Genomic DNA, 14,051 nt, shown 5'->3' on the forward strand with positions numbered 1-14,051 from the left:
AAAGCTTTTTAAGCGAATTTATGCCAAGGGTACACACTATCGTTTAGAGGGAATACTATGTTAGTTTAAAGGTAGATGCAACCCCTGACTATTTAATTAGAAACAACCTCCTAACATCAATTTGCTATTGCTGACAATACTTGCGGGCAGGACTGTAGATTGCATGTGAACACACCATAACTAAAGTTAACTTCTCCTCGTTATCAAATCCAATCCTGCCGTGCCAGCGGTGTTCTAGTGTTACAGGAGCACAAAGGGAAATATTCGCTACAGATAAACTTTCAGGAACAGTATGCATGAGAAGGGGCACGTATACATGTTATCTGCTGTATTACTTGATCAAAATTTCAAGTATGGCAGCTAATTACTTTGCAGACAGGGTTTGTGTTTGAACATCATATATGAAAAATAACTACTACATAGTGCCTCCCCGCTTTTTGGCGTGGGTAGTGCTTGTCTTACTTTTATCGGCATGTACCGCTAACAAAACCTGGTATAGCCGCGATGTGCTCGATTGGGAACAAACAGAGCCCGACCCTAACAACAAACTTTTATATACTGTTTTTCTGATCGGAGATGTTGGTGCACCGGATTTGGAAAAAGGGGAGCCCTCGCTCATTCTCATGCGGAAACAGATGGAAGAAGCCGGAGCTAACAGTGCTACCATCTTTCTGGGCGATAACGTGTACCACAACGGCCTGCCCGAAGAAGGAAGGGCTGACCGGGAAGTGTCTGAAAAAAGGCTGAACGCGCAGCTCGACATCCTGAAAGGGTACCAAGGCGAAAAGTACATGATACCGGGCAACCACGACTGGAACCACAGTGGCCGTGGTGGCCTGGAGGCAGTAATGCGGGAACAGGTGTATGTAAACACCTACCTCACCGACGAGAATATTGTAACAGGCGGAGACTTCTATGTGCCCGGCAATGGCTGTCCGGGCCCTTATGAAGTAAAAATAAGCGACGACCTGGTGCTTATTGCCATTGATTCGGAATGGTGGCTGCACCCTTTTAACAGGCCCTATGGCAACAACACCACCTGCGGTGCCGCCACCGAGGTAGACTTTCTGGTGCAGCTGGAAGACATAATCGAGAAGAACAGTGGCAGCGATATTATGATAGTAGCGCACCACCCACTGCTGGCGCGTGGGGCACATGGTGGCTTCTTTACGTTAAAAGACCACATTTTTCCGCTGACCATGCTCCGCGACTGGATGTATATGCCCTTACCGGTTATTGGCTCTATCTATCCGTTTGCCCGAAAATATGGCGGTATTCTGCAGGACACGCCGCACCCGCGTTACCAGGCCTACATTCAGGGCTTAACCACCATTTTCGAAAAGTACGATAATATTGTGTATGCCGCAGGGCATGAGCACGCTCTTGAGTACGCCAAAATAGGCAAGCTCCCGCATATACTGAGCGGGTCGGGGTGCAAAACCCAGTTTGTGAAGCCTGGCGGAGGAGCCAGTTACCTGCAGGAAGCAAAAGGCTTTGCCAAAGTACTCTACTTCGAGAACGGCGAAGTCTGGACGGAGTTCTGGGTACCTGAAGGCGACGGAGACAAAGGCTACATCTCCTTCAGAACGCCGCTATATGCTAAAAAGCCACGACCCGACGCGCCTTTAGTAGAAGACACCACCAACTACGCCGACAGCACCATTGTAGTGGCAGCTAACCCAGAGTACCTGACCACCAAACTCAGAAGAAAGCTGTTGGGAGGCCACTACCGCAAAGAGTGGGCCACGCCCGTTGAGGTATCTATGCTCGACATGAAAAACGAACTCAATGGCCTTACGCCTTACCAGAAAGGTGGCGGTAAACAAACAGCCTCGTTAAAAGTGCGCAACCCCGATGCAAAAGAATACACGCTGCGTACTGTCGATAAGGACCCAACCAACGCCTTACCGGAGTACCTGCAGGAAACGGCAGCAAAGGCGCTCTTACAGGACCAGATATCGGGCCAGCACCCTTATGGTGCTTTAGCTATACCGCCTCTGGCAAATGCTGCCGGTGTTTTTCATACCAACCCGAAGCTGGTCTACATCCCTAACACGCCTTACTTGCGGCAGTACATCGATGAGTTCGGAAACACACTCGCCTTTTTGGAAGAAGACCCCGACGAGAACCACGAAGATGTAGCCAGCCTGGGCTTTGCCGAGAACCTGATCGGTACCGAGAAAGTGCTGCGCGATGTTGAGAAAGACAACGATAACCGCGTAGATGAGCAGGCATTTGCCCGTGCCCGGCTCTTCGACATGCTCATAGGCGACTGGGACAGGCACGAAGGGCAGTGGCGCTGGAAAGAAGAGAAGCTGGAAAACGGCCACCGTTACATACCGGTGCCCGAAGACCGGGACCAGGTGTTCTTTAAAGCCGATGGTGTGTTGCCCTGGCTGGCCACCCGCAAGTGGGGCGTGCGCCATATCCAGAACTTCGATTACGACTTTCACGACATCATAGGGCTTGGTCTCAGTGGCCTCACCCTCGACCGTACCTTTACCCCCAGCGTTACCCGCGCACAATGGATTAAAATGGCCGAAGAAATAAAGCTGCAGGTACCAGACAGGGTTATAGAAGAGGCCATGAATCAGTTTCCGGATAGCATACGCGCTTTATCAGGACCAGAAATAGCCGCCAAGCTTAAATCGCGGCGGGAGCAGCTGCCACAGGTGGCCGAAGCCTATTACGAGCATATTTCGGAGTTTGTAGATGTAGCCGGCAGCGACAAGCACGAGCACTTTATAGTAGAACGCCTGAACGATGAGGAAACAAAGCTTACAGTATTTAAAATTAAGAAGGAAGGCGATATAAGAGATACGCTCTTTACCCGCACGTTCTTTACCAACGAGACCAAAGAGATTCGCTTGTATGGGCAAGGCGGCCAAGACCGTTTTGAGGTAAAAGGCAACGTGAACAAAGGTATCATAGTCCGGATAATAGGAGGCCGTGGAGAAGACATCATCAGCGATGAGTCCAGCGTCAGCGGCTTTAAAAAACACACCGTCGTGTATGATACCAAAGATGGCAACAACTTTCAATTCGGTCCTGAAACAAAAGATAAAACCGCAATTGTGTCGGAAGTAAACAGTTACGATCGCGCCAACTTCGAGCTTCCTTACACAGGGCCAAGGCTTTCGGCGCAGTATAACGTAGACGATGGGCTGTTTCTGGGAGCAGGTGTGCTGCGACGCACACAAAAATTTCGTAAACTTCCTTTTGCCTCGGAGCACCTGCTGGAGGCCAACTTTGCCTTTCTGTCTAAATCTTTTAATGTAAAATATACCGCCGATATCCGAGATGTGTACAACAAATGGAACCTGAACCTATATGCTTTGCTGCAGGGGCCTCAGTTTCAGCGTAACTTCTATGGCTTTGGCAACGAAACGCAGGCAGCCGATACTCTCCATAACAGCTTTTACAGAGTGCGCTACCGCCGAGTAGACCTGCATGCAACTTTCTCAAAAAATCTGAACTCGTTTCTGTCGGCAGGTATAGGGCCAACATACGACAGGTTTCGGGTATCAGACCCTGGTGGCGAAACATATTTGCTGCAAGAGGTGGTGGCAGGGCGGCTGGAGCCGAGCATCTACGATCGTGAAGAATCCTCTTTTAAGGCACAGCATTATGTAGGGGCCATTGCCTTTGCCAACTTAGATGTGCTGGCCGATAAAAACAGCGTTAATCCGCGTATAGGCATGCGGTGGCACAACCGCTTCAGCTTTCAGCAGCAGCTGGGAGATGAGAAAATACGCTACTCCAATATTCAATCTGAGTTCCGGTTCTACATCAGTCCTAATTTCCCATTTCAGGTAACCTGGGCTGGCCGAATAGGGGCATCACATAATTTTGGCAACTTCCGGTTCTTTCAGGCAGCAACACTGGGTGGCACCGAAAACCTGCGTGGCTACCGTCGTACCCGCTTTGCCGGCCGTAGCGCCGTGTTCGGAAACGCAGAGGCACGCCTGGGGCTATTCGACCTCAACTTTTCTGTTACGCCGGGTAGGTTAGGCCTGTTGGGCCTGGTAGATGCCGGCCGCGTGTTCTACGACGGAGAGCAGAACAGAGAACTTTTCAGTGACCTGCACACAGGTATTGGTGGTGGCCTGTTTGTTGAGATAATTGAGAAAAACGTTGTGTCGCTAACCTATACCGTAGGAGAAGAAGAAGGCCTGTTTAACGTAAACCTTGGTTTCTTCTTCTAACCAAAGGAAATTATCCTAATGAAAATTGCCTTCCAAAGGAATTTGATCAAAATTATGCCAAGGGTTTAGGCGACATGGTTTATTTGGAAGGACTGAAGCACTTGTTCACTTTAATTTGCAACAAAGTCTTAAACTGAAAAGGAGTCTCTAAATGGCCAGAGGAAGCGAATAGCAGACACAAGCGAGGACACTTCGCTATGAAAATTTATTCTTTCATTCAATCAAGACTCCTTCAAACCAACAATACAGCAATTCAACCATTTAACAATCAGCAACTAGCAATCATCAACCAAATTATTCTAATGAATTAGGCCTTCCAAAGGGAAAAGCACCTTTTTAGGTCAAGTGTCTTCCTGGCCCGAAGTGCAGTTACCTACAACCCATGAAACTATGAAAGTACTACGATATTGTTTGATCTGGAGCCACGCTTTTCTGTTGAGCCAGTTTGTGAGCGCGCAGGCCATAGAACCGAAAGAAGATAAAATTTACGCAAACCCATCGGTAGAGGGCATGCCAAGAGGGCGAGGCGTGGTAATTGGCTACGAACGCCTGCCGCAGTTCGACATCGAGTCCAGAACCGACGACCAGTCTATTGGCAACGGCAGTGGCCGTGTAAGGCGAAACAACAAGTGGGATATGCGCCTGATGGCTCCTGTGCTGAACAAGCCCCAGACAAAGCTCATCGTGGGTGTAACCTATAACGTAGAGGAGTTTAATTTCGAGAATATGGAGCCCAGCACCTATAGCCTCTACAGATACCTCGAAGACAGGGACCTGAAAAGCCTGGGTTTGCAAGTTGCTTTTCTGCGCTCCATAGATGAAGAAAAGTTTTACCTGATCCGGTTAAAAGGCGAGCTGAACGGCGACTATACTCAAGAGAACATCAACATAACCGATTACCTGAAAACGACCATAGACATGGCCTATGGCTGGAAGAAAAGCCCCCATTTTGCATGGGGAGTAGGAGCGCAGTTTGGCTACACCTTTGGCCGCCGACGCTTGTACCCGGGCATAATGTATAACCGCACCTTCAACGACAAATGGGGCGTAGAGTCCATCTTTCCTGCTAACCTGAGGTTCAGGCGAAACGTGTCAGAAAAAACGATTCTGTATGCCGGTTACCGCCTGGAAGGAGCCAGCTACAACCTGTATGTAAACCAGCCGCCACTGGCACAGTTTGAGGATATAGAGCTGCGACGCACCGATATAAAGGCACTGCTGCGGCTTGAGCAGGAAATCTATGATTTTCTTTGGTTCTCGGTAGAAGGAGGCTTCCGGCAGTATTATCGCAACAGAATCTATGATGTGGTAGGCTCCCGAGACGAACTTATCAACAATGACCTGGCCGGTGCTGGTTATGTGGGTGTAGAGCTTTACCTGGTTCCTCCCCGCCGGTTTTCGCAAAAGTAAAAGCAACAGGACGAGAACTGTTTCACCAGAAGCAGAGATCCCCTTGCAAGCTTACACCTGCAAGGGGATTTTTTTTACTCTCTGTTGCTGCTTACGTCTACTCCTCTTTCCGGTCCGGTTCCATGCCTGCGGGTAGTAGCTCCTGCAGGTAACTGTAGGTAGCGTATTGCGCCCTGGTTTCTTCCTGAGCCGGTGTTTGTACGTAAGTGTTATCCACGGTTCTGGCCTTGGTGTCGTCCTGCAACTGCAGGTCTATGATGTGGCGCAGTTGTGCCACCAGGTCCGGCTGCGTAAGCGGGAAGGCTACTTCTACGCGGCGGTTCAGGTTGCGGGTCATCCAGTCGGCAGAGGCCACGTAGTATTCTTCCTCGCCATTGTTATGGAAAATGTACACCCGCGCGTGCTCCAGGTAGCGATCTACGATGCTGCGCATTTCTATGTTCTCACTCAGCCCTTCCTGCCCAGGTACCAGGCAACAGATGCCCCGCACGAGCAGCTGTACTTTTACACCGGCTTTGCTTGCATCGTACAGCTTTTTAATCATGCGCTCATCCTGCAGGGCGTTCATTTTTAAGATCATGGAGGCAGGCAGGCCTTTTTTTGCATTTTTTATTTCCCGGTTAATCAACTCTATAAAGCGCTCCCGCATGTTAATAGGCGCTACCAGCAGTCGGTTAAATTTCTTGTCGGGTTGGCCGTCCATTAAGAAGTTAAACACTTGCTCCACATCTTTGGTTAGCTGCGCGTTTGAGGTGAAGAGGGCATGGTCGCAGTAAATACGCGAAGTGTCTTCGTTGTAGTTGCCGGTGCTCAGGTAGGCATAGCTTTTCATTTTACCATCTTCTACGCGCGTAATCAGGCCCAACTTAGAGTGGACTTTCAGGTCGGGGGCACCCAGAATTACATTGGCCCCGGCTTTTTGCAACTTGCCGGCCCAGAAAATATTCGATTCTTCGTCGAAACGGGCTTTCAGTTCTACCACCACCGTTACCAGCTTCCCGTTTTTAGCGGCTTTTACCAGGGCTTTACATACTTCAGATGCTTCTGCCACACGGTACAAGGTAGCGCTTATCGATTTTACCTTCGGGTCTTCGGCGGCCTCTCTAAACAGCTTCAGCACATAGTCAAACGACTGGTAGGGGTAGTGCACCAGGTAATCCTGTTTTTTCATGGCTTCGAGCAGGCTCGGCTCCTGTTCCAGCAAGGGGTGAACCAGGGTAGGCTGCGGCTCGAACTTAAGGTGCGGCAGGTTAAAATCCGGGAACTGGAAAAAATCGCGGAAGTTGTGGTACTTGCTGCCTTCTACCAGCGCATCTTCTAAAATACCGGTATGTGCCATAATAGCCTCCAGGAGCGCCTGCGGCGTTTCGGGGTCGTAGAGCAGGCGGGCTGGGTAGCCGGTTTCGCGCTTTTTCAGGCTCTTGCGTATCTTGGCCATCAGGTTGCCTTCTTCGTCCTCAAGATCCAGCTCGGCATCTCTCGAGACTTTAACCGCATGTGCCTTTTGCTGCTTATACTCCGGAAACAGGACGGGCAGGCAGTAACGGATCACATCGTCTATAAACATAACGTACCGCTGGTCGCCTGCTGTGGGTAGCTTCAGGAAGCGCCCACCGTGTTTTTTTGTGGGTATTTCCATCATGGCAAACCGCTCTGCCGGGGCATCTTCCGTCTGCGGCTCCGTCAGGTGCACGCCCAGGTACACGGTCTGGTCTTTCAAAAACAGGTGCGTTTCTGTTTCGTCGAGCAGAATCGGGAGCAGCAGGGGCTGCAGCGTTTCAGTAAAATAGTTGTTTACAAAGGTCTCCTGCTCCGGGTTCAGGTCGTTCTCTGTGAGCAGATGGATGTTTTCTTTGCGCAGATCAGCCAGTATGCCTTCCCGGAACACTTTCCCGAATTCCTCCTGTTGCCTGCCAACCTCCTCCATCACTTGCTCCAGGGTTTCGGTTGGAGGCTCTACCAGCTTTTCACGAGTTTTTTTCTTCAGCATGACGAGCCGTTTCAGGGTAGCCACCCGCACTTTAAAGTACTCGTCGAGGTTAGAGGAGAAAATAGCCATAAACTTAATGCGCTCCAGCAAGGGCACGCGCGGGTCTTTGGCTTCTTGCAGAACCCGGTAATTAAAGGCAAGCCAGCTAAGCTCCCGGTTTATAAAAATAGGCGATTTCTGTTTTTTATCTGTTTGATGTTGTTCCATACGTATTGTTGCCTTTCAGAAGGCGGCTGTAAAAGATTAAAAACGATGCTTGCCGCAATCGCTTTAATGATTAAGGTTAAACAGTTGGGCAGCTGTCTGTAGATGAGGCTATTTGTAGTTCTTTGGGAAATCGAAGAAGAGCAGTTTGGCATTCTGGGAGCTGATGTCGTACCAGCTTTCGCACTCAAACGCAAGGGCCACAACGCCTGCCGTTGGTATTCTGGAAATAGGTTCGGGCGAGAGCATGTTGGCAAAATCAGTCAGAGCTTCGTTGTGGCCTACCAGCATAAGGGTTTCTGCCTCTGCTGGCGCTCCCTGCGCAACCTCCAGCAGTTCATTTTTATCAGCGCCGTAAATGCGGTCGTCTATCATCATATCGCCGGGTTCGTAACCGAGTTCTTTGGCTATAAGTGTGGCCGTAGAAATAGCGCGTACTGCCGGGCTCGAAATTACCTGGTCTACTTTTACGTTGCGTGCTGCCAGTTCTTCTCCCATCAGGGGCGCATCTTCGCGTCCGCGTTTGTTCAGCGGCCTGTCCTGGTCGCCGAGCTCTTCAAATTCCCAGCTCGACTTTGCGTGCCGGAGTATATAAAGTGTTTTCATAAAGCATAAGTCTAAAAAGCCGTGGAGCAGTATGCAGGTAATGTTACTGCTGCGGCTTTTCGTCTTTACTGCTAGCACCCGGAAATAGTTGTGACACAGCTCCGTGATTATTGGAAGGCAACATTTTTCAAGTAGAAAATGTCATCAGACACAAAAAAGAGATACAGTTCTTTTGCCTGCATCCAGCTCTTCAGCAGTTCTGCCATTTAAACAATTATTCGAATGAAAACAGCCTCCAGAAGAATTCGAGACGTTTTTCATCTCAGGGTCTTGAAGTAATTTGAAGCTATAAATTCACTCCATCTCTCAATCGATCAATCAAAATTCTCCCAACCATTTAACCATTAAGCAATTAAACCATTTAACAATCAACAACTAACAACCGACAACCAATTATTCCAATGAAAATGGCCTTCAGAAGGGTTTTTGGCCAAAAACAGCAAAGGCTGTCCCAGGGTGGGAGCAGCCTTTGCTTGGTAAGTTATAAGGCAAGGAGCCTTGTGTTCTGGTGCTTATCACCTAAAACTACACGTTGTTCGGGTAGCGCTCGTAATGAATTTCGGATACGCGCTTAAGTAACTCTTCGCGCAGTTCTTCTATGTTGATTTTATCGGTGGCCGAAATAAAGAGTGCCGAGGTGTGTTCGCGGGCCATATAGGTTGCTTTGAGGTCTTCAATAGAGGGCCGCACCGGCGGTTCCTCCTGCCCTTCGTGCTCCTGCTGTAGTTCCTGCTCGCGCTGTTGCAGGTACTGGTCTATTTTATTGAAGACGAGCAGTACTGGTTTGTCGGCAGCGTGTATGTCTTTCAGGGTAGCGTTTACCACGGCAATGTGCTCCTCAAACGACGGGTGCGAAATATCCACCACGTGCACCAGCAGGTCCGACTCCCGGATTTCGTCGAGCGTCGATTTAAACGACTCGATGAGTTTGGTAGGCAGTTTCCGGATAAACCCAACCGTGTCGGAGAGCAGAAACGGTACATTCTCGAGCACTACCTTGCGCACAGTGGCATCTACCGTAGCAAACAGCTTGTTCTCGGCAAACACATCCGACTTAGAGAGCAGGTTCATGATCGTAGACTTGCCTACGTTGGTGTAGCCCACCAGCGCCACCCGTGTTATGCTGGCCCGCGACTTGCGCTGCTCAAAATTCTGTTTCTCGAACTTCTGCAGGCGCTCTTTCAGCAACGATATCTTTTCACGCACAATACGCCTGTCTGTCTCAATCTCGGTTTCACCAGGTCCTTTCATACCGATACCACCTTTTTGTTTCGAAAGGTGAGTCCAGAGGTTGGTGAGGCGGGGGAGCAGGTACTGGTACTGTGCCATTTCTACCTGCGCGTGCGCCTGTGCGGTTTTGGCTCTAAGCGCAAAAATATCGAGTATCAGCAGGCTTCGGTCCACGATCTTTACCTGCAGTTCGCGCTCAATGTTGCGCACCTGCGAAGGGCTCAGGTCATCGTCGAAAATAACCATGTCTACGTCGTGCTCTTTTACAAAAGCCTGAATTTCGTCGAGTTTGCCGCTGCCCACAAAGGTGCGGGTATCGGGTTTGTCAAGCTTTTGTACGAAGCGTTTTATAGTTTGAGCGCCAGCGGTTTCTGTTAAAAAAGCAAGCTCATCGAGGTACTCTTTTGTTTGCTCATCAGACTGGCGGTAACTTGGTACTGCTACCAACACCGCGGTTTCCTGTGGTTTGGCGGTTTCGTAAAATTGTTTTTTACCCATCAAAATTCATTTAAAGTAATGGTGTAGGCAGTTGTTTCTCCATTTCAGGAAATTTAACTGCTTGCCAGAAGCCGCAACACCGGCACTAGTTGTGCTTTCTATTTCTGCTGATTTCTTTGCTTTTCGGCTTTACCCAGACCTTTGCCGCTGGCATTGCGTTGGTTTTGGCAACTATTTCTACGTAAATAGTTTTTACATTGGCTAAGCTTGCGCCCGATTAAGACCTGAATCAGTAATTTTTTTTCCGGGCTGTAACCTCTGCAATTTAAACTATTTTTTCTGATAGTCGTGCCAATAATGGCTAACTTGCACGTTTTAAACAGTCTACCTACACTAATTTCGTCCGCTACCCGGCGTTTGTTTATTTATGCGGATTGCCCTTGTTATCAACACATCCTGGAACATTTATAACTTTCGTCTGCGGCTGATAGAGGCCTTGCTGGCGCAGGGGCATGAGGTAGTGGCTGTGGCACCATACGATAACTACTCGCAAAAGCTGGAGCTGGCCGGTTGCCAGTTTGTGCCTGTGCCCATATCGCAAAGCACCAACCCTGTTACCGACCTGAAACTGCTCTGGCGCCTGTACCGCACCTATCGACGCCTGAAACCCGATGTGCTGCTGCACTATACCATCAAACCGAATATTTATGGTACTATAGCGGCAAAGCTGGCAGGTATACCAGCTATCAACAACGTGTCGGGTTTGGGTACAGTGTTTATCGTTAAAGACTTTGTAGCTGCTGTAGCGCAGGCGCTTTACCGCTTTGCTTTTCGGTTTCCGGGAAAAGTGTTTTTTCAGAATGCAGACGACCAGAAGCTTTTTTTGGAGAAGGAACTGGTGCGGCAGGAAATAACCGAAGTGCTGCCCGGCTCCGGCATAGACCTGGAAGCCTTTGTGCCGGCAGCTACTTACCAGCGTAACCAGCCGTTCGTCTTTCTAATGGTTGCCAGACTCATGTTCGAGAAAGGAATAGCCGAGTACGTAGAAGCAGCCAGACTTGTAAAGGCCCGGTTTCCGGAGGTCAGGTGCCAGGTATTGGGTGCCATTGCCGATAGCAACCGCTCTGGCATCAGCCCGGAACTGCTGGCCGAGTGGCGACAGGCAGGTGACATTGAATACCTGGGTTTTACTGATGATGTAGCGCCCATAGTAGCTCAGGCCGATTGTGTGGTATTGCCCTCTTACCGCGAAGGCACGCCCCGCACCCTACTGGAGGCTGCGGCGATGGCAAAACCCCTGATTGCTACCGATGTACCCGGCTGCCGCGAAGTGGTAAAAGACAACGAAAATGGTTTACTTTGCCAGGTCAGAAGTGCCACCGATCTGGCTGCCAAAATGTTGCAGCTCCTGCAGCTCAGCAACGAGCAGTTGCAGCAGATGGGGCAGGCAAGCCGCAAATTAGCAGAGACAAAGTTTAACGACCGTTTTGTGATTGACCGCTACCTGGCTGCCATTGCAGAGGTAACTAAAACGGCGGCGAATCGAAACCCTAACGTGTAAAGCGGCACCGGCAGCAACTATTGTTATAAAAAGATATATTGCATTCAATAAAAGATTTAAAGTAAGCATGGAATCTAAAACGTATCCTATTGAGGGGCTGATAGAGTTTATACCGCGTGTGTTTAAAGACGACCGTGGCTTTTTCCTGGAGACATTCAGCCAAAAAATGTTTGAGCCCTTCGGGATAGACCCTGTCTTTGTGCAGGACAACCAATCTGTTTCTAAAAAAGGCGTGCTGCGTGGCCTGCACTTTCAGAAGCCTCCCTTTGCACAGGGTAAATTAGTGCGCGTAGCCTCTGGTAAAGCCATCGACATAGCCGTTGACCTCCGCCGGGGCTCTGCCACCTATGGCCAGTATGTATCCTGCCTGCTCGATTCGGAGCGCCACAACATGTTCTGGGTTCCGCCAGGGTTTGCACACGGCTTCGTAACACTCGAAGAAAACACCACCTTCCTCTACAAATGCACCGATTATTACCAGCAGGCAGCCGAAGGCGGCATTCTCTGGAACGATCCGCAAATAGGCATAGACTGGGGTATTTCTGATCCGCTGGTATCGGCTAAAGACGAAGTGCTGCCCCTGCTAAAAGACTTCGATTCGCCTTTCAGCGTGTAAGCTGTCAGCAAACCCTTGAATAAAAAATAGGCTTTTAGCTTCTGAAGGCTGTTTTCATCTGAATAATTGGGTTGTTAGTTGTTAAATTGTTTAATGCTTGAATTGCTGAATTGTTAAATGGGTTAAAATTTTGGTTGAGTGATTTTTGGGCACCAGGTTACATCTAGACCCTCGACTGCAAAATGGCTAAAATCCTTCTGAAGGCTGTTTTTATTTGAATAATCTGGTTGTTGATTGTTAGTTGCTGATTGTTATGAAGAATTTTGACTGAATGATGGAAAGGATGAGTGAATTAACTTTGAAGAAGTCTAATGTCTAAAATCTAGCATCTAGAGTCTATCTAAAAAACAAGAGAGGGTTAGAGAGTCGATATTACCATCAACTTTCTAACCCTCTGAATTTTTAACTTTCTAACTGATGTTACGCATACTGAGTATTGTCCCCCTTTGAAGGGGGTTGGGGGATGCCTTACACATGTGATCAATTATTTTCAAATTGCAGAAGCATCAAGTTCATTGCCCACGTTTTTGCTAGTAAGCTTAACATCCCCCTACCCCCTTCAAAGGGGGACATTTTCTTCTGTAGTATAATAGTGCGTAACATCAGTTTCTAACTCAAAGATAACTTTCTAACTCAAAACTAACTCAAAAGTATTTCTCCAGCAGCGTTTCCAGGCCCATGCCTCTGGAGCCTTTTATGAGCACGTAGCTATCGGTAATGGGGTGCTCCTGCAGCCATTGCTCCAGCTCCTGCTTACTCTCGAAGTAGTGGAACTGCTCACTTGCCTGTGCCGCATAACGCATGTCTTTTCCACAGAGTAATACCGTATCGAACTGCTGCTCGGCTATAATTTGCCCTATCAGGCTGTGTTCTGCGCTACTCTCGGCACCCATTTCAAACATGTCGCCCACGATAACTACTTTTTGTGGTGCCTTTATGTCGCCGAAGTTGCGGATAGCGCCTGCCATAGAAGTAGGGTTGGCATTATAAGCATCGAGTAAAATCGTGTTGCTGCCTTTCTGCACCATCTGCGAGCGGTTGTTCTTGGGGCTGTAACCGGCAATGGCGGCATTGGCCAGCTCCAGCGGCACCTGAAAGTACTTGCCTATGCAGGCAGCGGCTGCCATGTTCTCGTAATTATAAGACCCTACCAGCTGCGTGGGCACCTCATGGCCTGCTTCGTCGCGGTACACCACAAAGGGTGAGGCTTCCAGCAATTTGCTGTGGTAGAAATCGCCTTTGGCAGGGTAGGTTACTTTGTCGGCAATGCGGCGGCTCATGCGCAGCAGGTGCTCGTTGGCTGTGTTCACAAACACGGTGCCTCCCGCTTTATCGAGGTGTGCGTACAGTTCGCTCTTGCCACGGGCCACGCCTTCCAGGCTGCCAAAGCCTTCGAGGTGCGCTTTGCCAATGTTTGTGATCAGGCCATGGGAGGGGAGTGCGATGCTGCAGAGCAAAGCAATTTCGCCGATGTGGTTGGCTCCCATTTCTATAATGGCCAACTCATGCTCCTGCTTTATGCGCAGCAGCGTGAGCGGCACGCCAATGTGGTTGTTCAGGTTGCCCTGGGTGTAGAGGGTGTTGTATTGCTGGCTAAGCACCGCATAAATCAGCTCTTTGGTGGTGGTTTTGCCGTTAGAGCCGGTAATGCCGATAACAGGTATGCTCAGTTGGCGACGGTGGTGCCGGGCCAGCTCCTGCAGGGTCTTCAACGTGTCTTCTACCACAAAGCAAGTATCGGAGGCCATGGCAGGATCGTCTACAACGGCATACCTGGCTCCTTTTTCTAGG

8 protein-coding genes are annotated in these 14,051 nt (G+C 49.4%); 4 read left to right on the plus strand and 4 right to left on the minus strand.

From position 1 onward, the window contains the following. The first annotated feature begins 401 nt into the window (after positions 1-401). Positions 402-4,205 carry a metallophosphoesterase gene (locus tag FVR03_RS16805; protein WP_255474271.1) on the plus strand — a complete coding sequence of 1,268 codons (3,804 nt, stop codon included), beginning with the start codon at positions 402-404 and terminating at the stop codon, positions 4,203-4,205. Positions 4,206-4,595: 390 nt separating this feature from the next. After that, complete coding sequence (locus tag FVR03_RS16810; protein WP_147922925.1) at positions 4,596-5,615, plus strand: DUF6268 family outer membrane beta-barrel protein; 1,020 nt, start codon at positions 4,596-4,598, stop codon at positions 5,613-5,615. Between the two features lie 97 nt (positions 5,616-5,712). Here FVR03_RS16810 and ppk1 read toward each other — a convergent pair whose 3' ends face one another. From ppk1 to hflX, 3 genes are all read right to left on the minus strand, one after another. Then, positions 5,713-7,812 carry a polyphosphate kinase 1 gene (gene ppk1 / locus FVR03_RS16815; RefSeq protein WP_147922926.1) on the minus strand — a complete coding sequence of 700 codons (2,100 nt, stop codon included), beginning with the start codon at positions 7,810-7,812 and terminating at the stop codon, positions 5,713-5,715. A gap of 108 nt (positions 7,813-7,920) precedes the next feature. Beyond that, positions 7,921-8,415: a SixA phosphatase family protein gene (locus FVR03_RS16820; protein WP_147922927.1), complete on the minus strand. Its 495-nt coding sequence runs from the start codon at positions 8,413-8,415 to the stop codon at positions 7,921-7,923. Between the two features lie 525 nt (positions 8,416-8,940). Next, positions 8,941-10,143 (minus strand): GTPase HflX, encoded by a 1,203-nt coding sequence (gene hflX, locus FVR03_RS16825; RefSeq protein WP_147922928.1) that lies wholly within the window; start codon positions 10,141-10,143, stop codon positions 8,941-8,943. Between the two features lie 367 nt (positions 10,144-10,510). Between hflX and FVR03_RS16830 the strand changes: the two genes are divergently transcribed. After that, positions 10,511-11,644 (plus strand): glycosyltransferase family 4 protein, encoded by a 1,134-nt coding sequence (locus tag FVR03_RS16830; RefSeq protein ID WP_147922929.1) that lies wholly within the window; start codon positions 10,511-10,513, stop codon positions 11,642-11,644. Positions 11,645-11,711: 67 nt separating this feature from the next. After that, positions 11,712-12,260 (plus strand): dTDP-4-dehydrorhamnose 3,5-epimerase, encoded by a 549-nt coding sequence (rfbC, locus tag FVR03_RS16835; protein ID WP_147922930.1) that lies wholly within the window; start codon positions 11,712-11,714, stop codon positions 12,258-12,260. A gap of 644 nt (positions 12,261-12,904) precedes the next feature. On the opposite strand, the gene FVR03_RS16840 is transcribed toward rfbC, so the two are convergent. After that, the coding region (locus FVR03_RS16840; RefSeq protein ID WP_147922931.1) for a UDP-N-acetylmuramoyl-tripeptide--D-alanyl-D-alanine ligase at positions 12,905-14,051 on the minus strand (1,147 nt) is incomplete at its 5' end.

The organism is Pontibacter qinzhouensis (genome assembly GCF_008017455.1).
GTDB classification, from domain to species: domain Bacteria; phylum Bacteroidota; class Bacteroidia; order Cytophagales; family Hymenobacteraceae; genus Pontibacter; species Pontibacter qinzhouensis.